Raw genomic sequence first — 19,906 nt, forward strand, 5'->3', positions numbered from 1 at the left:
TTGAGGGACTCACGTGGCAGAGGCGGAGCGCATCATCGGTACGCCGGACACCCCGGACGACGGCGGCGGACAGACGGCGGCGGCCGGAGCACCCGCCGGCTCCGGCGCGCCCGGCGAGCAGGCCCCCGCGCGGCGGCCCGGCCGCGGGCGCCGGATCGCCGTGCTGTTCGCGGTGGCCGCGTTCGCGTACGCCCTCGACCTGATCAGCAAGATGCTCGTGGTGTCCCGGCTGGAGGGCCGCGCGCCGATCCGGGTCGTCGGGGACCTGCTGGAGCTGCACGCGATCCGCAACCCCGGCGCCGCCTTCGGGTTCGGCGCGGCCTTCACGGTGATCTTCACGCTGATCGCCGCCGCCGTGATCGTGGTGATCATCCGGCTGGCCCGCAAGCTCTACAGCTTCCCCTGGGCGGTCGCGCTCGGCCTGCTGCTCGGCGGCGCGCTCGGCAACCTCACCGACCGGATCTTCCGGGCGCCGGGCGTCTTCGAGGGCGAGGTCGTGGACTTCATCGCGCCCAAGGGCTTCGCGGTGTTCAACCTCGCCGACTCGGCGATCGTGTGCGGCGGCATCCTGATCGTGCTGCTGTCCTTCCGCGGCCTGGACCCCGACGGCACCGTCCACAAGGACTGAGCCCGGGGTTTTCCACAGGCCCGTTCGGGGGTGTCCGGCCCGTCCGGCATACTCGACGGGTGAGCACGATTCCCGAGATCCGTACCCTGCCCGTGCCCGACGGCCTGGAGGGCGAGCGCGTCGACGCCGCCATCTCGCGCATGTTCGGCTTCTCCCGCACGAAGGCGGCCGAGCTGGCCGCGGCCGGCAAGGTCCAGGTCGACGGCGCGGTGGTCGGCAAGTCCGAGCGGGTGCGCGGCGGCGCCTGGCTGGAGGTCGAGATGCCGCAGGCGCCCGCGCCGGTGCAGGTGGTCGCCGAACCGGTCGAGGGCATGGAGATCGTGCACGACGACGATGACGTGGTCGTGATCGTCAAGCCGGTCGGCGTGGCCGCGCACCCGTCACCGGGCTGGTCCGGCCCCACCGTCATCGGCGGCCTCGCCGCCGCGGGCTACCGGATCTCCACCTCCGGCGCCGCCGAGCGCCAGGGCATCGTGCACCGGCTCGACGTCGGCACCTCCGGCCTGATGGTCGTCGCCAAGTCGGAGTACGCGTACACGTCGCTCAAGCGCCAGTTCAAGGAGCGCACGGTCGACAAGCGCTACCACACGCTGGTCCAGGGCCACCCGGACCCGACGAGCGGCACCATCGACGCCCCGATCGGCCGCCACCCGAACCACGACTACAAGTGGGCGGTCACGGCCGAGGGCAAGCCGTCCGTGACCCACTACGACCTCATCGAGGCCTTCCGCGCCGCCTCTCTGCTGGACGTGAAGCTGGAGACGGGCCGCACCCACCAGATCCGCGTCCACATGGCCGCTCACCGCCACCCCTGCGTCGGCGACCTCACCTACGGCGCCGACCCGACCCTCGCCAAGCGGCTGCGCCTGACCCGCCAGTGGCTGCACGCGGTACGCCTCGGTTTCGAGCACCCGGGGGACGGCAGCTGGGTGGAGTTCGAGAGCGACTACCCCGAGGACCTCCAGAAGGCCCTCGACCAGGTCAGGGAGGAGACGTACGCGTGAGCCGGCCGTACACCGTCCGGGTCGCCGAGGACCCCGCCGACCGCGAGGCCTGCTTCGCGGTCCGCAAGGAGGTCTTCGTGGTCGAACAGGGCGTCGCCGAGGACATCGAGTACGACGCCTACGACGCCGTGGCCGTGCACGTGCTGGCGGTGCGCGCGGACGGGGTGCCGCTGGGCACCGGACGGCTGCTGTACGGCGAGGCGGCGGCCGCCAAGACCGGCGGGGACCCGACGGTGGGCTCCCTGGGCCGGCTCGCCGTCTCCCGCGAGGCGCGCGGGCTCGGCGTCGGCGCCGCCCTGGTGCGCGCCATCGAGGACGCGGCACGCGCGCGTGGCCTGACGGCCGTGGACCTGCACGCCCAGACCCACGCCCTGGGCTTCTACGAACGGCTCGGCTACGCGGCGTACGGCCCACAGTTCCCGGACGCAGGGATTCCGCACCGGGCGATGCGCCGGCCCCTGTAGCGGCCCGGCGTCCCTGGGGGAGGCGTTGAACGGGGGCCGGTGGGCAGGCGTCATGGCAGGCTGGAGACCTGCCGTGTGATCGTCGACCCCCGGAGCGCCGTCCGTGGATCAGCTGGCTCTGTTGTTCGTCCTGCTGCTCGGGGCCCTGGTGAGTGTCCCGGTGGGGGACCGGTTCGGGGTGCCGGCGCCGGTGCTGATGACCCTGTTCGGCGGGGCCCTGGCGGTGGCCGACTTCGTGCCCAACGTGGACATCCCGCCCGAGCTGATCCTGCCCGGGCTGCTGCCGCCGCTGCTCTACGCCGCCGTGCGCCGCACGTCGTGGCGGCAGTTCGCGGCCAACGTCCGCCCGATCCTCCTGCTGGCCGTCGCCCTGGTCTTCGTGACGACGGTGTGCGTGGCCTTCGTCGCGGGCGCGATCGTGCCCGGGCTGCCGATCGCCGCCGCCGTGGCGCTGGGCGCCCTGGTGGCGCCGCCCGACCCGGTCGCCGCGACCAGCGTCGCCGGACAGCTGGGGCTGCCGCGCCGCCTGGTGTCGATCCTGGAGGGCGAGGGACTCTTCAACGACGTGACCGCCATCGTGCTGTACCACGTGGCGATCGCAGCCGCCGTGAGCGGCGCGTTCTCCCCCTGGCAGGCCGGGCTCGACCTGGTGCTGTCCGCCGTCGTCGCGGTGGCCGTCGGCCTGGTGCTGGGCTGGGGCGCGAACAGGCTGATGGACCTGCTGGGCGATCCGACCCTGCAGATCGGCATGACCCTGCTGGTGCCGTACGCCTCCTACGTGCTCGCGGAGAAACTGCACGGCTCCGGGGTGCTCGCCGTGCTCACCACGGCCCTCTTCCTCGCCGAGTACGCCACCGACGCCGACGACGTGATGACCCGGCTCGCCGGGCACACCTTCTGGGACATCATCGACACCCTCGTCACGGGCGTCGCCTTCGGACTCATCGGGCTCGAACTGCACAACGCCATCCACACGGCCCAGGGACGCTGGGGCGAGATGCTCGGCTGGGCCGCTGCCGTCGTGGGCGTGGTGGTCGTCGTGCGGCTGCTGTGGCTGCTGCCGGCGACCTGGCTGACCAAGCGGCTGCACGCCCGCCGGGACTACGACGAGGAGATCCCGGTGAGCCTGCGGGAGACCGTCGTGATGTGGTGGTCCGGAATGCGTGGGGTGGCCTCGGTGGCGCTGGCGCTGGCCGTGCCGCTCAGGACAAAGGACGGCTCTCCGTTCCCCGACCGCGACGAGATCGTCTTCATCGCCTTCGGGGTGATCATCGTCACCCTGGTGGTGCAGGGACTGACGCTGCCCTGGCTGGTGCGGCGGCTCGGGGTGCGGGCCGACTCGGAGCGGGAGAAGGAGTTCGAGAAGGAGCTGGCGGTGCGGGCCGCGAAGGCGGCGAAGCGCCGGCTGCGGGAGATCGAGCAGGTGGAGGAGCTGCCCGAGGACCTGTCCGAGCAGATGCTGCGGCGGGCCTTCGACATCGGCATCCGGATCAGCCCGGACATGGGGGAGGAGGAGCGGCGCGAGGCGCAGCACCAGCGGGCCAGGCGGCTCAAGCGGGTGCGGCGCATCCAGAACGAGATGCTGAGTGCCGCCCGCCACGAGGTGCTGGCGGCGCGGAGCGAGCCCGGCGCGGACCCGGAGATCGTGGACCGGGTGCTGCGCCACCTCGACGTCCGCAGCCTGCGCTGAGCGGCGGGCGGGAGGTGCGGCCGACCGTGGGGCCGGATGTGCCCTGCCGGTCATACAAATGTGCCGACCCTGTGGACAACTCCCGGCACCGCCGCTGTCCGGCTCGTACGCTCGGATCATGACTCGCAACATCGTGATCAGCGGCGGGGGTACGGGCATCGGCCTGGCGACGGCGCACGCCTTCGCGGCGGACGGGGACAGGGTGCTGTTGCTCGGGCGGCGCGCCGAGGTGCTGGAGAAGGCCGGGGTGGCCGGGGCCCTCACCTACGCCGCGGACCTCTCCGAACCCGCCCAGGTGCGCGGCGTCGCCCGCTTCGTCGCCGAGGAGCTGGGCACCGTCGACGTACTGGTGAACAGCGCCGGAGGCGCCGGATACCTGGAGCCCCCGGCCGGCAGCGACGACCCCCTCGACCGGGTCGCCCATGACTGGACCCTCAACTTCCGGCAGAACACCCTGACCGCCGCCCTCCTCACCGAAGCGCTGAGGCACCGGCTCGCCGAGCCCGGCGGACGGGTGCTGTTCCTGAGTTCCATCGCCGCCTACCGCGGCTCCGGCACGGGCGCCTACGCGGCGGCCAAGGCCGGGCTGCACCCCTACGCCCACGACCTGGCCCGCCAGCTGGGACCGCGCGGCATCACCGTGAACGTGGTCGCACCCGGATACGTGGAGGACACCGAGTTCTTCGGGGACACGATGGACGAGGACCGGCGCGGCAGGCTCGTCGCCGACACCTCGACCGGCCGCGCCGGCATACCGGGGGACGTGGCCGAGACCCTGCACTGGCTGGCATCGCCGGCCGCCGGCCACATCACCTCGCAGGTGATCCAGGTGAACGGCGGCGCCGAGCGCGGGCACTGAGCACCGGCCGTCAGCCGCGGCCGGTGCGCGGGAAGTCGTAGGCCTTGCGGAGCGAGGCGCGGTCGGGGGACGGGACGCGGTACGGCGGGAGCACCGAGTCGGCGGTGTTCACCCGGGGCAGCGCGTAGGGGTGCTCGGCGGACAGCCAGGTGATCATCTGCTCGCGGACCGCGACCCGGACCGTCCAGATGTCGTCCGCGTCCTTCGCCGTCACCAGGGCCCGCACCTGGATGGTGTTCGGCGTGGTGTCCGTCACCACCAGGCCGTAGGCGCGGCCGTCCCAGGCCGGGCAGTGGCGCAGGATGTCGCGGAGCTTCTCGCGCATGGCCTCGATGGGCGCGCTGTGGTCCAGGTGCCAGTAGACGATGCCCGTCATCTGCGGGGTGCCGCGGGACCAGTTCTCGAAGGGCTTGGAGGTGAAGTACGACACGGGCATGGTGATCCGGCGCTCGTCCCAGGTCCGGACCGTCAGGAAGGTGAGGGTGATCTCCTCGACGGTGCCCCACTCGCCGTCGACCACGACGGTGTCGCCTATGCGCACCATGTCGCCGAAGGCGATCTGGAGCCCGGCGAACATGTTCGAGAGCGTCGACTGGGCGGCGACACCGGCGATGGCGGCGATGATGCCCGCCGAGGCCAGCAGGGAGGCGCCCGCCGCGCGCATCGCCGGGAACGTCAGCAGCATCGACGAGGCGGCCACCACGATGACGATCGCGGACACCACCCGCATGATCAGCTCCACCTGCGTGCGTACCCGGCGTACCCGGGCCGCGTCTCGGTGGGCGCGCGCATAGCGGGTGTAGGTGGTCTCGACGATCGCCGCGGCGATCCGGATCACCAGCCAGGCGGCCGATCCGATCAGCACCAGCGTCAGCGTCCGGCCGATGCCGACCTGGTGCCGCTCCAGCAGCTTCGTCTGGTCGTACGACCCGCGCAGCATGGCGGTGCACAGCACGAGCTGGTAGGGGATGCGGGCGCGGCGCAGCAGCCCCCACAGAGGGGTGTCGTGGTCGCGTTCGTCGGCCTTGCCCAGCAGCCGGTCCGTGCCCCAGCCGATGGCCAGGGTCAGCAGCACCGTGCCGCCGAGCACGATCAGGGGGCGGAGTACGTTCTCCATGCCTCCGCTCCTAACCGGCGCGCGCAGGGCATGAACATGTGAGTTCGGCGCGTTCCTGGGTACGGCGGCACCGGCACTGTCGGACCCGGCTGGCACCATGGCCTCATGAACATCATGCTTTTTCACTCGACCTACGGGCTCAGGCCCGCGGTGCGGGAGGCCGCGGCCCGGCTGCGCGCGGCGGGCCACGAGGTGTGGACGCCGGACCTCTTCGAGGGGCGCACGTTCGACACCGTCGAGGAGGGCATGGAGTTCAACGAGGGGCTCGGCAAGGAGGAGCTGCTGAAGCGGGCCGTGCTGGCGGCGGCGCCGTACTCGGACCGGGGGCTGGTGTACGCCGGGTTCTCGCTCGGTGCCTCCGTCGCGCAGACCCTCGCCCTGGGCGACGACAAGGCGCGCGGGCTGCTGCTCCTGCACGGCACGTCGGACATCGCGCCGAACGCGCACGTGGACGAGCTGCCGGTGCAGCTGCACGTGGCCGAGCCGGACCCGTTCGAGACGGACGACTGGCTGAGCGCCTGGTACCTGCAGATGGGCCGGGTGGGCGCCGACGTGGAGATCTACCGGTACGCCGGGGCCGGCCACCTCTACACCGATCCCGCCCTGCCGGACTACGACGCCGAGGCCGCCGAGGCCACCTGGCGGGTGGCGCTCGGCTTCCTCGAAACGCTCGGCTGAGCGGTCACCTCGGGACGGTCACACCGGGTCGTAGGTCCGCTCGACCTTCTGCGTGCCGCTGCGGGTGCGGTAGGAGCGCGCCCAGCTGGTGGTGGCGTCCGGGTCGGTGCGGTCGGACAGGACGTAGTAGTCCATCTGCGCGCGCTCGGCCGTGATGTCCAGCACGCCGTAGCCGTGCCGGTCGGTGTCCACCCAGTGGACGTGCCGGTTGGCGGCCCGGATGACCGGCGCGGCGACCGCGGAGACCGTGCCCTCGGGCACCTTCACGATGTCGTCCAGGTTGTCGGAGGTCACCGAGGTCACCACGAACTCGGTGGCCGCGGACGCCGACAGCGGGTAGGTACCCGCGTCCACCGGCACGTCGTTGGCCCACGCCATGTGGATGTCACCGGTCAGGAAGACGGTGTTGCCGATGGCGTTGGAGCGCAGGTGGGCCAGGAGTTCGCGCCGGTCGTCGGTGTAGCCGTCCCACTGGTCGGTGTTGGCGGCGATGCCCTCCTGCGGCAGCCCGAGCAGCTTGGCGAGCGGCTTGAGCAGGTCGGCGGAGAGGGAGCCGAAGGAGAACGGCGAGATCATCACCGAGTTGCCGACCAGCCGCCACCTGGTGTCGGAGGCCTTCAGCCCGGCCTTGAGCCAGTCGAGCTGGGCGCGCCCGGTGAGCGTGCGGTCCGGGTCGTCCACCGAACCGCTCGCCGTGGAGGCCTGCTGGGAGCGGAAGGAGCGCAGGTCCAGCAGGGACAGGTCGGCGAGCTTGCCGAAGCGCAGCCGGCGGTAGGTGGTGCCGGCGATGGCCGGGCGGACCGGCATCCACTCGAAGTAGGCCTGCTTGGCGGCGGCCTGACGGGCCGACCAGGTGCCCTCGGCGCCCTCGGTGTGGTTGACCGCGCCGCCCGACCAGGCGTTGTCGGCGAACTCGTGGTCGTCCCAGATCGCGACGACCGGCGCCTTCAGGTGCAGGGCCTGGAGGTCGGGGTCGGTCTTGTACCTGGCGTGCCGGATCCGGTAGTCGGCGAGGGTGAGGATCTCGCCCGCGGGCGCGTGCGGGCGCACCACCTTGCCCCGGGCCGCGTACTCGCCGGACTTGTACTCGTAGATGTAGTCGCCGAGGTGCAGCCAGGCGTCGAGGTCGTTGCGGGCGGCGAGGTGGCGGTAGGCGGAGAAGTGGCCCGCCTCCCAGTTGGCGCAGGAGACGACGCCGAACCGCAGACCGGAGACGTCCGCGTCCGCCGCCGGCGCGGTGCGGGTGCGCGCCGCCGGGGAGTCGGCGCCGCCGGACGAGAACCGGAACCAGTAGTCGGTGGCCGGCTCCAGGCCGCGGATGTCGGCCTTCACGGTGTGGTCGGAGGCGGCGGTCGCGGTGGTGGAGCCCCTGGCGACGATGCTGGTGAACGCCTTGTCCCGGGCGACGACCCAGCTGACCTCGGTGTCCGGGCCGAGCCCGGAGCCCGGTATGGCCTCCGGGGTGGGGGTCACACGGGTCCACAGCAGGACGCCGTCGGGCAGCGGGTCACCGGAGGCGACGCCGTGCAGGAAGGCGGGGGCGTCCGTGGCGGCGCGGGCCGGCAGGGCGGCGGCCAGCGGGCCGGCCAGGACAGCGGTCGCCGCCGCGGCCTTGACGACCGTACGGCGGCGGGGCGAAAACGAGCCGAGGCCCTGAGAGGCCTCGGACGATCTGTATCGACTGGTCACAGGCGATCAGGTTACTGATCGGTACGCGCAGCGGTGGGCGAACGCGCAAAAGTTCGCCCACCCTTCGGCTCGATGTCGGCTCGGGCGGTCCCGCGGCCGGGCGGCTCAGCCCTTGAGGGCCCCGGCCAGCGCGGTGTTGAACTCGGCGACTGTACGGGGCGCGTTCTTTCCGTCGGCGCCCGTCAGCGTCTTGCCGTCCATCTTCAGGGTCGGGGTGCCCGAGATGCCGTCCTTGTCGAAGATCTTCGACTCCTCCAGCGCCCACCGGTCGTAGGTGCCCTGCTTCACGTCCTTCTGGAAGGCCGCGTTGCCCTTCAGGGCGGGGACCGTGTCGGCGATCTTGATGAGGTAGGCGTCGTCCTTGAACTCGTCGGTGGTCTCCGCGGGGTGCCACTTCTTCGAGTACATCGCCGACTTGTACTCGAGGAACGCCTCCGGGCTGACGTTGAGCGCGGCGCCCAGGGCGCTGAGCGCGTTCTTGGAGCCCTCGCCGGTCAGGTTCCTGTCGAGGAAGGTGGCGCCGACGTACTGGATCCTGAACTTGCCGGCGTCGAGGTCCTTCTTGACGGTCGGGCCGATCACCTGCTCGAAGTCGGCGCAGACCGGGCAGCGCGGGTCCTCGTACATCACCAGGGTCTTCTCGGCGCTGTCCTTGCCGATGACGATCGTCGTGCCGTCCTTGCCCGTGGTGTGGGCCGGCTTGACGAGCCTGTCGTCCTTCGCGGCCTCCCAGTAGGCGGGCTTGTTGGCCTGGACGACGGCCCAGCCTATGCCGCCGGCCGCGGCCAGGACGCCGACCACGGAGGCGGCCACGATCAGCTGCCGCCTGACCTTGTCGCGCTTGGCCTGCCGCTCGCGTTCCTGGCGCAGCCGCTCCCGGGCCGCCGTCTTCGCCGTCTGGCTGTTCCGCTTGCTCATGTCGGTGATCTCCATGGGGGACGCGCACACGTCGTACGCGGGATACGTAAGGGGGGACTGGTCGTGCTCAGGCGAAGGCCGGTGAGCACGGCGGTCCACGCCGTCCCAGGGAGTGCACGAGGAGCCGGTCACGGGCCGCGGCCCGGCGCGGGGCCGGGCGGGGCAGCCGGCGGGCCGGGAGCGGCCGTACGGCGACCGCGGCCACCGCCAGCAGCAGCGGCCGGAAGGTGGTGGCGGCGGCCGCGCGCAGCAGCTGGGTCAGCGCCCGCTCGCCCCGGCGCAGCCAGGCGGCGGCCAGCAGGCCCACGCCGACGTGCGCGGCGAGCAGCAGCCAGGCGGCGGCCGGGCTGGCGTGCGCGAGCAGCGCTGCGGCCCCGTCGGCGCCGCCGGTCATGCGGGCCAGCGGGGTGCCCACCCGGCCCTCGCACAGCACGTCCAGGCCGACCGCCCGCAGCGGGCCCGCGACCGGGCCGCCCGCCCGGCCGTAGCAGGCGTGCTGGCCGGTGGTGAACACCGTGTCGGCGGCCAGCTCCAGCGGGATCAGCAGGGCCGCGATCCGGCCGAAGCCGCGCTCGCGGCCCGCCAGCGCGTACGCGGTGACGAACACCCCGGCGGCGACCGTGCCCACGGTCGCCAGCGGCAGCGGAGCACGGGACAGCAGCACGTGCGACGCGGTGCTGAGCGTCACGACGAAGGCCGTGAACAGCGCCGCGCGCACGGCTCTGAGCTGGGTCCCGGATATGTCCATAGCGAGAGAAGAGTCTGTCACGTACGCGAGTAAGGGACCCCTAAAGGGTGCCTGTGAATCCGCGGGGCTACAGCCCCGGAATCCGGCCGTTGCGGAACAGGTCGACGAAGATCTGGTGGTCGGCACGCGCGCGTGAACCGTAGGCGTGCGCGAAGTCCACCAGCAGGGGCGCGAAGCCCTCCTCGTCGGCCGCGATCGCCGCGTCGATGGCCCGCTCGGTGGAGAACGGCACCAGGGACTCGCCGGAGGTGTCGTCCGCCGCCGCGTGCATCGTGGCGGTGGCCCGGCCCAGGTCGGCGACGACGGCGGCGATCTCCTCCGGGTCGTCGATGTCGTCCCAGTCCAGGTCCACGGCGTACGGAGAGACCTCGGCGACCAGCTGGCCGGCGCCGTCCAGCTCGGTCCAGCCGAGCCACGGGTCGGCGTGCGCCTGCAGGGCGCGCTGGGAGATCACCGTGCGGTGGCCCTCGTGCCGGAAGTACTCCGCGATGGCCGGATCCGTGATGTGGCGGGAGACGGCCGGGGTCTGGGCCTGCTTGATGTAGATCACGACGTCGTTCTCCAGGGCGTCGCTGTGGCCCTCCAGGAGGATGTTGTACGACGGCAGGCCCGCCGAGCCGATGCCGATGCCCCGGCGGCCCACGACGTCCTTCACCCGGTAGGAGTCGGGGCGGGCCAGGGAGGAGTCCGGCAGGGTCTCCAGATAGCCGTCGAAGGCCGCCAGGACCTTGTAGCGGGTCGCCGCGTCCAGCTCGACGGAGCCGCCGCCCGCGGCGAAGCGGCGCTCGAAGTCGCGGATCTCCGTCATCGACTCCAGCAGCCCGAACCGGGTCAGCGAGCGGGCGTCACGCAGCGCGTCCAGCAGCGGACCCTGCGCGGTGTCCAGCGTGAACGGCGGCACCTCGTCCCGCTTCGCGCCCGTGGCCAGGGCGTGGACGCGCTCCCGGTAGGCGGCGGCGTAGACCGTCACCAGCTCGGTGATCTGCGCGTCACTGAGCGCCTTCGCGTAGCCGATGAGCGCGACGGAGGCCGCGAAGCGCTTGAGGTCCCAGGTGAACGGGCCGACGTAGGCCTCGTCGAAGTCGTTGACGTTGAAGACCAGCCGGCCGTTGGAGTCCATGTACGTGCCGAAGTTCTCCGCGTGCAGATCGCCGTGGATCCACACGCGCGAGGTGCGGTCGTCCAGGTACGGGCCGCCACGCTTGTCGGCGTCGAGGTCGTGGTAGAAGAGGGCCGCCGTGCCCCGGTAGAAGGCGAACGCCGAGGCCGCCATCTTCCGGAACTTCACCCGGAACGCCGCCGGGTCGGCGGCCAGGAGCCGGCCGAAGGCGGTGTCGAAGACGGCGAGGATCTCCTCGCCGCGCTGCTCCTCGTCGAGCTGGGGGACCGACATCGCTGGGTGCCTCCTGGTGCATTGCCTGTACGACAGCGTTTCTGCCGTACCCAACGCATGAAGGTACGTGGAGGTGCCCGTCGGGTGTCACTCCCGGGGCATAGACTTCGACGCTGTCCCCCAGAGTGTCCGCCCACCCGTCGCCGAGTGTTTCCGTTGGAGGCCAAACCGTGTCGAAGCCGCCCTTCACGCACCTGCACGTCCATACCCAGTACTCGCTGCTGGACGGTGCCGCGCGGCTGAAGGACATGTTCAACGCGTGCAACGAGATGGGCATGACGCACATCGCCATGTCCGACCACGGCAACCTCCACGGGGCGTACGACTTCTTCCACTCCGCGAAGAAGGCCGGAATCACCCCGATCATCGGGATCGAGGCCTATGTCGCCCCCGAGTCCCGGCGCAACAAGCGCAAGATCCTTTGGGGCCAGCCGCACCAGAAGCGCGACGACATCTCCGGTTCCGGTGGTTACACCCACAAGACGATGTGGGCGGTGAACAGGACCGGACTGCACAACCTCTTCCGGCTCTCCTCCGACGCCTACGCCGAGGGCTGGCTGCAGAAGTGGCCCCGGATGGACAAGGAGACCATCGCGAAGTGGTCCGAGGGCATCGTCGCCTCCACCGGCTGCCCCTCCGGCGAGGTGCAGACCCGACTGCGCCTCGGCCACTTCGACGAGGCCCTGAAGGCCGCCGCCGACTACCAGGACATCTTCGGCAAGGACAAGTACTTCCTGGAGCTGATGGACCACGGCATCGAGATCGAGCGCCGGGTCCGCGACGGTCTGCTGGAGATCGGCAGGAAGCTCGGCATCCCCCCGCTGGTCACCAACGACTCGCACTACACGTACGCGCACGAGGCGGGCGCCCACGACGCCCTGCTGTGCATCCAGACCGGCAAGAACCTCTCCGACCCCGACCGCTTCAAGTTCGACGGCACCGGCTACTACCTGAAGTCCACGGACGAGATGTACGCCATCGACTCCTCGGACGCCTGGCAGGAGGGCTGCGCCAACACGCTCCTGATCGCCGAGATGGTGGACACCACCGGCATGTTCGAGAAGCGCGACCTCATGCCCAAGTTCGACATCCCCGAGGGCTACACCGAGGTCACCTGGTTCAAGGAGGAGGTCCGCCGCGGCATGGAGCGCCGCTACCCGGGCGGCGTCCCCGAGGACCGCCAGAAGCAGGCCGAGTACGAGATGGACACGATCATCTCGATGGGCTTCCCGGGCTACTTCCTCGTGGTCGCCGACTTCATCATGTGGGCCAAGAAGCAGGGCATCGCGGTCGGCCCCGGCCGAGGCTCCGCGGCCGGCTCCATCGTCGCCTACGCCCTCGGCATCACCGACCTCGACCCCATCCCGCACGGTCTGATCTTCGAGCGGTTCCTCAACCCCGAGCGCATCTCGATGCCCGATGTCGACATCGACTTCGACGAGCGCCGGCGCGTCGAGGTGATCCGGTACGTCACCGAGAAGTACGGCGCCGACAAGGTCGCCATGATCGGCACCTACGGCACCATCAAGGCCAAGAACGCGATCAAGGACTCCGCGCGCGTGCTGGGCTACCCGTACGCGATGGGCGACCGCATCACCAAGGCCATGCCCGCCGACGTCCTCGGCAAGGGCATTCCGCTGTCCGGCATCACCGACCCCAGCCACCCCCGCTACTCGGAGGCCGGCGAGGTCCGCTCGATGTACGAGAACGAGCCGGACGTGAAGAAGGTCATCGACACCGCGCGCGGCGTGGAGGGCCTGGTCCGGCAGATGGGTGTGCACGCCGCCGGCGTGATCATGTCCAGCGAGACCATCACCGAGCACGTCCCGGTGTGGGTGAGGCACACCGACGGCGTGACCATCACCCAGTGGGACTACCCGAGCTGTGAGTCGCTCGGCCTGCTGAAGATGGACTTCCTGGGCCTGCGCAACCTCACGATCATGGACGACGCGGTCAAGATGGTGAAGGCCAACAAGGGCCTCGACATCGACCTGCTCTCCCTGCCGCTCGACGACCCCACGACCTTCGAGCTGCTCCAGCGCGGCGACACCCTCGGCGTCTTCCAGTTCGACGGCGGCCCCATGCGGTCCCTGCTCCGGCTGATGAAGCCGGACAACTTCGAGGACATCTCCGCCGTGTCGGCCCTGTACCGGCCGGGCCCGATGGGCATGAACTCCCACACGAACTACGCGCTGCGCAAGAACGGGCAGCAGGAGATCACGCCGATCCACCCCGAGCTGGAGGCGCCGCTCAAGGAGGTCCTGGACGTCACCTACGGCCTGATCGTCTACCAGGAGCAGGTGCAGAAGGCCGCCCAGATCATCGCGGGCTACTCGCTCGGCGAGGCCGACATCCTCCGCCGCGTGATGGGCAAGAAGAAGCCGGAGGAGCTGGAGAAGAACTTCGTCATCTTCCAGGCCGGCGCCCGCAAGAACGGCTACAGCGACGAAGCCATCCAGGCGCTCTGGGACGTGCTGGTCCCCTTCGCCGGCTACGCCTTCAACAAGGCGCACTCGGCCGCGTACGGCCTGGTGTCGTACTGGACGGCGTACCTGAAGGCGAACCACCCCGCCGAGTACATGGCCGCCCTGCTCACCTCCGTCAAGGACGACAAGGACAAGTCGGCGGTCTACCTCAACGAGTGCCGCCGCATGGGCATCCGTGTGCTCCCGCCCAACGTCAACGAGTCCGAGGCGAACTTCGCCGCCCAGGGCGACGAGGTGATCCTCTTCGGCCTCTCCGCCGTCCGCAACGTCGGCACCAACGTGGTCGAGTCGATCATCAAGTGCCGCAAGGCGAAGGGGAAGTACACCTCCTTCCCCGACTACCTCGACAAGGTCGAGGCGGTGGTCTGCAACAAGCGCACCACCGAGTCGCTGATCAAGGCCGGCGCCTTCGACTCGATGGGCCACACCCGCAAGGGCCTCATGGCGCAGTACGAGCCGATGATCGACAACGTGGTCGCGGTCAAGCGCAAGGAGGCCGAGGGCCAGTTCGACCTCTTCGGCGGCATGGGCGAGGAGACCAGCAGCGAGCCCGGCTTCGGTCTCGACGTGGAGTTCTCCACCGACGAGTGGGACAAGACCTATCTGCTCGCCCAGGAGCGGGAGATGCTCGGTCTGTACGTCTCCGACCACCCCCTCTTCGGCCTGGAGCACGTCCTCGCCGACAAGGCCGACGCGGGCATCTCCCAGCTCACCGGCGGAGAGCACGCCGACGGCGCGGTCGTCACCATCGGCGGCATCATCTCCGGCCTCCAGCGCAAGATGACCAAGCAGGGCAACGCCTGGGCGATCGCCACCGTGGAGGACCTCGCGGGCTCCATCGAGTGCATGTTCTTCCCGGCCACCTACCAGCTGGTGTCGACCCAACTGGTCGAGGACGCCGTGGTGTTCGTCAAGGGCCGGCTCGACAAGCGCGAGGACGTGCCCCGGCTCGTCGCCATGGAGCTGATGGTCCCCGACCTGTCCAACGCGGGTACCAACGCCCCCGTGGTGCTCACCATCCCGGCCGTGAAGGTGACCCCGCCGATGGTCAGCCGCCTCGGTGAGATCCTCAGCCACCACAAGGGCGACAGCGAGGTCCGGATCAGGCTCCAGGGCCCGCGCAAGACCACCGTGCTCCGCCTGGACCGGCACCGGGTCAAGCCCGACCCCGCCCTGTTCGGCGACCTCAAGGTGCTCCTCGGCCCGTCCTGCCTGGCCGGCTGAGCCCCGCACCGGCCCACAGCACGAAGGGGCGCACCCGTGAGGAGTGCGCCCCTTCCCTGTGCCTGGGCTTCAACCCGTGTACCCGGGCTTCAACTGCCCTTTACCGGGCTTCAACTGCCCTTTACCGGGCTTCAACTGCCCTTTAGTTGTGGCCGAAGCTCTTCTGCTTCTTGCGGGCGGCATCCGACGGGCCGCCCTGGATGTGCGACACCGGCGACTCGTTCTCCTCCGCCGGAGGACGCTGTGCGTGCTCGCTCTGCCGCTCGCGGTTCTGCGGGCCGGCCTGCTTGCGGTTCTTGTTCTTGGCCATGGTGATCTGCCTCCTGTGGGGGATCTAGGGGCCAGGGCCGGGACCAGATTCACATAGCCTGACATCAGGCGCATGTCGGATAATTACCGTCTGTGACAGGGCAGCTGGGCGCACGAGAACCGGAAACGCCACGCCGAAGATCGAGTTCGGGCCGTTAACCCCCGCGCGGTCGGGCAGACTCGAAGGAAGTCCGAAGCAAAACCTCCCGGGAAGAGGGTGAGTCGCGTGGACCGCTGCATCGTCCTGGTGGACGCCGGATATCTGCTGGGCGCCGCCGCCAGCCTCCTCGCCGGCGAGCCCTCGCGATCGCGGATCACCGTCGATCACGCCGCGCTGATCCAGGCCCTGCGGGAGCGCGCGGAGTCCGACACCGAGCGCCCCCTGCTGCGCATCTACTGGTTCGACGGCGCCCCCGACCGGGTCCCCCAGCCGGAGCACCGCCGGCTGCGGGTGATGCCCCGGGTGACCGTCCGGCTGGGCGCCCTCACCCGCAGCGACGGACGCTGGGCCCAGAAGGGCGTGGACGCCGCCATGCACGCCGAGCTGACCGAGCTGGCCCGCAACCGCGCCTGCTCCGACGTGGTCCTCGTCACCGGCGACGGGGACCTGCTGCCCGGCATGATGGCCGCCAAGGAGCACGGCGTCGCCGTCCACCTGTGGGCCGTCCAGGCCGCCGACGGCGACTACAACCAGTCCGAGGACCTGGTCGCCGAGGCCGACGAGCGGCGCGTGCTGGACCGGGCCTGGATCACCCAGGCCGTCCGCGCCAAGGAGCTGACCGGCGTCTGCGCCCCGCCGCCCGCGCCCCGCCCTGAGATCGCCGCGATCCTCTCCGCGCCGCTGCCCGAGTCGGCGCTCGCCGGCGCCGAGCGGTCCGCGGAACAGCCCGTGCACCCGCCGGCCCCCGCGGCCGCGGAGAACGGCGCCTCGGGGCGGGGCCCGGCCTCCAAGGGCGTCCCCACCCCGAAGGACCTGGCCGCGCTGCGCGCGCACGGCACCCAGCCCGTGCAGCACCCGGCGACCGCGACCCTGCGCTGGTCCTCCGACAAGGGCTGGGTCGACCGGCCGGGCGTGGTCGCCGAGCCCCCCGAGGTCGCCTCCATGCCGACGCTGGCCCAGCTCACCACCGCCGAGCAGCGGTGGGCCGACCGGGAGGAGGACATCACCACCGTAGGCGGCGACCCCTACGAGGTGGGGCAGGTCTTCGCCCGCCGCTGGATCTCCCGCCTCGGCGACCAGGGCCATCTGCAGCGGCTGTCGCAGATGTACCCGCGCATCCCGCACCGCATCGACGGGGAGCTGCTGCGCTACGCGGCCCGGTTCGGACTGCTCGCGCACAAGGACGACCAGATCGACGAGCACGACCGTTACGCCATCCGGGCGGGTTTCTGGCGCGAGATCGACGTGCCGGCGGCGGCCGAGCAGCAGGCGCCCACCGCCGACTGAATCCGCGGAGCCGCCCCCAAAGGCGAGTAAAGCCCCCCGACCCCGTACTCTCGTCCCTTGTGAGTACGCGCGCGGGAGAGGCACTTCGGTACGACGAGGTCGTACGCGTGCGTGGGCTCGGCAAGACCTACCCGGCCGTGAAGGGCCGGCGGGGAGCGCCGGGCACCCCCGAGGTGCGGGCCACCGACGGCGTGGAGCTGGACGTGCGGCGCGGCGAGGTCTTCGGGCTGCTCGGCCCGAACGGCGCCGGCAAGTCCACCCTCGTACGACAGCTCACCGGCCTGCTCCGGCCGGACACGGGCAGCGTCGAGATCCTCGGCCACGACATCGTGCGCCACCCCGAGCGGGCCGCCCGGATCCTCGCCTACCTCGGCCAGGAGTCCACCGCCCTGGACGAGCTGACCGTCTCCCTCGCCGCCGAGACCACCGGACGCCTGCGCGGCCTGGACGTCCGCAGGGCGCGGGCCGAACGGGACGCCGTACTGGAGGAGCTGGGGCTGACCCCCATCGCCGGGCGGGCGCTGAAGAAGCTGTCCGGCGGGCAGCGGCGGCTCGCCTGTTTCGCCGCCGCCCTCGTCGGCGAGCGGCCGCTGCTCGTGCTGGACGAGCCGACCACCGGTATGGACCCGGTGGCCCGGCGCGCCGTCTGGGCGGCCGTGGACCGGCGGCGGGCCGAGCACGGTACGACCGTGCTGCTGGTCACCCACAACGTCATCGAGGCCGAGACGGTCCTGGACCGGGTCGCCGTCCTCGACCAGGGCCGGGTCATCGCCTGCGACACCCCCGCCGGGCTCAAGGCCCAGGTCGCCGACGAGGTACGGGTGGAGCTGGTGTGGCGGGAGCGGGCGCCGCTGGACGTGCCGGAGATCGCCGTGCTGCGCGAGCGGGCCGTGGCCTCCGGGCGGCGCTGGACGCTGCGGCTCGCGCCCGAGGAGGCCCGCGCCGTCGTCGCCACGGTGACCGGCGGGGCCGCGTTCGCCGCCCTGGACGACTTCACGCTCACCACGCCCAGCCTGGAGGACGTCTACCTGGCGCTGGGCGGCGCGGCCCGGCAGGGGCTGGTGAAGGCGTGAGCGCACCGGCCGCGGAATGCGTAAGGGACTGCGCGACTGCCGTAGGGAGCGCGACTGCCGTGGGAAAGAGGAGCAGCTCGTCGTGAGTGTCGTACCCGCCGAGGTTCTGCCGGGCGGCGCCCGGGCCGTGCCGGAGACGGCGCCCGGCCCGGCCGAGCTGGGGCCGCCCGCGCGGCTGTGGCCGTCGCTGGCGGCCGTCTACCGGGCGCAGCTGTCCCGGGCCCGGGTGGCGCGGATCCCCCTGCTGTTCGTGGCGACCTTCCAGTCCGTCGGCATCGCCGTGATGATGCGCGGCGTCGTCGACAGCGGTCACGAGGCGCAGTCCGTCGTGGCCGGCTCCTCCGTGCTGGTCGTCGCGTACGTCGCGCTGAACCTGCTCTCGCAGTACTTCGGGCAGCTGCGGGCCAGCGGCGGACTCGACCACTACGCCACGCTGCCGGTGCCGCCGGCGGCGGTGGTGCTGGGCGCGGCGGCGGCGTACGCCTCCTTCACCGTGCCGGGCACCCTGGTGACCGCCGTCTTCGGCTGCGTGCTCTTCGGCCTGCCGCTGTCCAACCTGTGGATCCTGGTGGCCGTCGTCCCGCTCGCCGGGGCCGCGCTGGCGGGGCTCGGCGCCGCCTGCGGGCTGCTCGCGCCCCGGCCGGAGCTGGCCACGCTCCTCGGTCAGCTGGGCATGTCGGCGGCGCTGCTGCTGGGGGTGCTGCCGGCCGACCGGATGCCGGAGGCCGTACGGCTGGCCCGCGATCTGCTGCCGTCGACCTACGGCGTGGAGGCGTACGCGCGGACCTTCGGGGCACACCCCGACTGGGCCGTCGTCCTTGTTGACCTGGGGGTGTGCGCGGGTGTCGGAGTGGTCTCGCTGGCGGTGGCGACCTGGGCGTACCGCAGGGCCGCCGTCCGGTGACGCGGCGCACAGCGCGACCTGGCACGATGTTCAGGTGACCGCACCGCTGACTCCGCCTCCGCCGCCGCACGACAACTCCCCGCACCAGGTCCGGCAGGCGCCGCCGCCCGCCGGGGCGCCGGGCGCGGGCGCGTACGAACAGGACGGCCCCGGAATGAAGACGGAACTGCGCGAGGCCGCCGTGGTCACGGTCGCGGTGGCGCTGGGCGGGGTGCTGCTGGGGCTGCTGTGGTGGTGGCTGGCGCCGCACGTGCCGCTGGTCGGTGACGAGATCGACAAGAACTGGGTCGTCTACCTCAAGGACAGCGAGGGCGAGCAGGCGGTCGGGGTGGACGGCACGTTCATCCTGCTGGGGCTCGCCTTCGGGCTGGTCAGCGCGGTCGCGGTGTTCCTGCTGCGGCGGCGTGGGGGCGTGCCGCTCGTCGTGGCCCTGGGCCTCGGCGGGCTGCTGGGCTCCCTGCTGGCCTGGCGGCTCGGGGTGTGGCTGGGCCCCGAGTCCGACGTGCTCGCCCACGCGCGCGCCGTCGGCAAGGGCGTGACGTTCCCGGCCCCGCTGAAGCTGTCGGCCAAGGGCGCGCTCCTGGCGTGGCCGCTCGCCGGACTGCTGGCGCACCTCGGCCTGACCGCGCTGTTCGGACCCCGGGACCCCGAGGCACCGCAGTCAGGGGGTTCGGGGTCCTGGGAGCCTGAGGCGCCGTAGTCAGGGGTCCGGAGCCCCGGAGCCCGGCGCGCCGTGGTCGGGGACGCGGCCCCCGCGTCAGTCCCGGCCGATCGGTGCCAGCACCGCGTCCGTCAGCTTCGCCAGATCCTCCGGTGCCAGCTCCACCTCAAGACCCCGCCGGCCCGCCGAGACGCAGATCGTCGGGTGGGCCCCGGCCGAGTCGTCGAGGACCGTGGGGAGCTTCCTGCGCTGGCCGAGGGGGGAGATGCCGCCGCGGACGTAGCCCGTGGTGCGTTCGGCGAGGGTCGGGTCGGCCATGGTCGCCCGCTTGCCGCCCACCGCCGCCGCGAGGGCCTTGAGGTCCAGGGACCCGGCCACCGGGACCACGCCGACCACCAGGGAGCCGTCCACGTCGGCGACCAGTGTCTTGAAGACGCGCTCGGGGGAGACGCCCATCGCCTCGGCCGCCTCCTCGCCGTAGGAGGGGTGCGAGGGGTCGTGGTCGTAGGCGTGGACCGTGAAGTCCACGCCCGCCGCCGTCAGGGCGACCGTCGCGGGTGTGCCCCCGGACTGCTGCTGCTTCTTCGGTTTCTTCGCCATCAGGTGGTCGGGCT

General features: G+C 71.7%; 18 protein-coding genes. 11 read left to right on the forward strand and 7 right to left on the reverse strand.

All coding sequences use genetic code 11. The annotated features are described in order from the left end of the window. The first annotated feature begins 13 nt into the window (after positions 1 to 13). The 5 genes from lspA (at position 14) to IEZ20_RS28075 (ending at position 4,645) form a co-directional block, all read left to right on the forward strand. Positions 14 to 628 carry a signal peptidase II gene (gene lspA / locus IEZ20_RS28055; RefSeq protein ID WP_189303771.1) on the forward strand — a complete coding sequence of 205 codons (615 nt, stop codon included), beginning with the start codon at positions 14 to 16 and terminating at the stop codon, positions 626 to 628. A gap of 59 nt (positions 629 to 687) precedes the next feature. Continuing rightward, a complete protein-coding gene (locus IEZ20_RS28060; protein ID WP_189303773.1) occupies positions 688 to 1,632 on the forward strand; it encodes an RluA family pseudouridine synthase in 945 nt (314 codons plus the stop codon). Then, entirely contained in the window at positions 1,629 to 2,096 is a 468-nt protein-coding gene (locus IEZ20_RS28065; RefSeq protein WP_189303775.1) for a GNAT family N-acetyltransferase, read from the forward strand. The genes IEZ20_RS28060 and IEZ20_RS28065 overlap by 4 nt, the downstream gene beginning before the upstream one ends. Before the next feature lie 103 nt (positions 2,097 to 2,199). Then, positions 2,200 to 3,786, forward strand: a complete 1,587-nt coding sequence (locus tag IEZ20_RS28070; RefSeq protein WP_189303777.1) for a Na+/H+ antiporter — start codon at positions 2,200 to 2,202, stop codon at positions 3,784 to 3,786. Between the two features lie 118 nt (positions 3,787 to 3,904). Further along, a complete protein-coding gene (locus IEZ20_RS28075; protein WP_189303779.1) occupies positions 3,905 to 4,645 on the forward strand; it encodes an SDR family NAD(P)-dependent oxidoreductase in 741 nt (246 codons plus the stop codon). A gap of 10 nt (positions 4,646 to 4,655) precedes the next feature. Here the strand turns inward: IEZ20_RS28075 and IEZ20_RS28080 are convergent, their stop codons facing one another. After that, a complete protein-coding gene (locus IEZ20_RS28080) occupies positions 4,656 to 5,762 on the reverse strand; it encodes a mechanosensitive ion channel family protein (protein ID WP_189303780.1) in 1,107 nt (368 codons plus the stop codon). A gap of 105 nt (positions 5,763 to 5,867) precedes the next feature. On the opposite strand from IEZ20_RS28080, the gene IEZ20_RS28085 reads away from it, so the two are divergent. Continuing rightward, entirely contained in the window at positions 5,868 to 6,440 is a 573-nt protein-coding gene (locus IEZ20_RS28085; protein ID WP_189303783.1) for a dienelactone hydrolase family protein, read from the forward strand. An 18-nt stretch (positions 6,441 to 6,458) separates the two neighbouring features. On the opposite strand, the gene IEZ20_RS28090 is transcribed toward IEZ20_RS28085, so the two are convergent. The 4 genes from IEZ20_RS28090 to IEZ20_RS28105 form a co-directional block, all read right to left on the reverse strand. After that, positions 6,459 to 8,129, reverse strand: coding sequence for an alkaline phosphatase D family protein (locus IEZ20_RS28090; RefSeq protein WP_189303785.1), 1,671 nt, complete (start codon positions 8,127 to 8,129; stop codon positions 6,459 to 6,461). A gap of 105 nt (positions 8,130 to 8,234) precedes the next feature. Further along, positions 8,235 to 9,047, reverse strand: a complete 813-nt coding sequence (locus IEZ20_RS28095) for a thioredoxin domain-containing protein (RefSeq protein ID WP_189303787.1) — start codon at positions 9,045 to 9,047, stop codon at positions 8,235 to 8,237. A 67-nt stretch (positions 9,048 to 9,114) separates the two neighbouring features. Further along, entirely contained in the window at positions 9,115 to 9,795 is a 681-nt protein-coding gene (locus tag IEZ20_RS28100; RefSeq protein WP_189303789.1) for a hypothetical protein, read from the reverse strand. A gap of 67 nt (positions 9,796 to 9,862) precedes the next feature. Next, positions 9,863 to 11,188 carry a DUF2252 domain-containing protein gene (locus IEZ20_RS28105; protein ID WP_189303791.1) on the reverse strand — a complete coding sequence of 442 codons (1,326 nt, stop codon included), beginning with the start codon at positions 11,186 to 11,188 and terminating at the stop codon, positions 9,863 to 9,865. A gap of 170 nt (positions 11,189 to 11,358) precedes the next feature. Between IEZ20_RS28105 and dnaE the strand changes: the two genes are divergently transcribed. Then, complete coding sequence (dnaE, locus tag IEZ20_RS28110) at positions 11,359 to 14,898, forward strand: DNA polymerase III subunit alpha (protein ID WP_189303793.1); 3,540 nt, start codon at positions 11,359 to 11,361, stop codon at positions 14,896 to 14,898. A gap of 142 nt (positions 14,899 to 15,040) precedes the next feature. On the opposite strand, the gene IEZ20_RS28115 is transcribed toward dnaE, so the two are convergent. Then, positions 15,041 to 15,208 carry a hypothetical protein gene (locus tag IEZ20_RS28115; RefSeq protein ID WP_189303795.1) on the reverse strand — a complete coding sequence of 56 codons (168 nt, stop codon included), beginning with the start codon at positions 15,206 to 15,208 and terminating at the stop codon, positions 15,041 to 15,043. A 225-nt stretch (positions 15,209 to 15,433) separates the two neighbouring features. On the opposite strand from IEZ20_RS28115, the gene IEZ20_RS28120 reads away from it, so the two are divergent. The 4 genes from IEZ20_RS28120 (at position 15,434) to IEZ20_RS28135 (ending at position 19,331) form a co-directional block, all read left to right on the forward strand. After that, a complete protein-coding gene (locus IEZ20_RS28120; RefSeq protein ID WP_189303797.1) occupies positions 15,434 to 16,654 on the forward strand; it encodes an NYN domain-containing protein in 1,221 nt (406 codons plus the stop codon). A gap of 59 nt (positions 16,655 to 16,713) precedes the next feature. Then, on the forward strand, positions 16,714 to 17,727 hold the full coding sequence (locus IEZ20_RS28125) for an ABC transporter ATP-binding protein (RefSeq protein WP_189303799.1): 1,014 nt from the start codon (positions 16,714 to 16,716) through the stop codon (positions 17,725 to 17,727). Positions 17,728 to 17,809: 82 nt separating this feature from the next. Further along, positions 17,810 to 18,631, forward strand: a complete 822-nt coding sequence (locus tag IEZ20_RS28130) for an ABC transporter permease (protein WP_189303801.1) — start codon at positions 17,810 to 17,812, stop codon at positions 18,629 to 18,631. 34 nt (positions 18,632 to 18,665) lie between these two features. Continuing rightward, entirely contained in the window at positions 18,666 to 19,331 is a 666-nt protein-coding gene (locus IEZ20_RS28135; RefSeq protein WP_189303803.1) for an AAA family ATPase, read from the forward strand. A 57-nt stretch (positions 19,332 to 19,388) separates the two neighbouring features. Here the strand turns inward: IEZ20_RS28135 and ybaK are convergent, their stop codons facing one another. Beyond that, on the reverse strand, positions 19,389 to 19,892 hold the full coding sequence (gene ybaK / locus IEZ20_RS28140; RefSeq protein ID WP_189303805.1) for a Cys-tRNA(Pro) deacylase: 504 nt from the start codon (positions 19,890 to 19,892) through the stop codon (positions 19,389 to 19,391). Positions 19,893 to 19,906: the final 14 nt, after the last annotated feature.

Source organism: Streptomyces cinerochromogenes, assembly GCF_014648635.1.
GTDB classification, from domain to species: Bacteria; Actinomycetota; Actinomycetes; order Streptomycetales; family Streptomycetaceae; genus Streptomyces; species Streptomyces cinerochromogenes.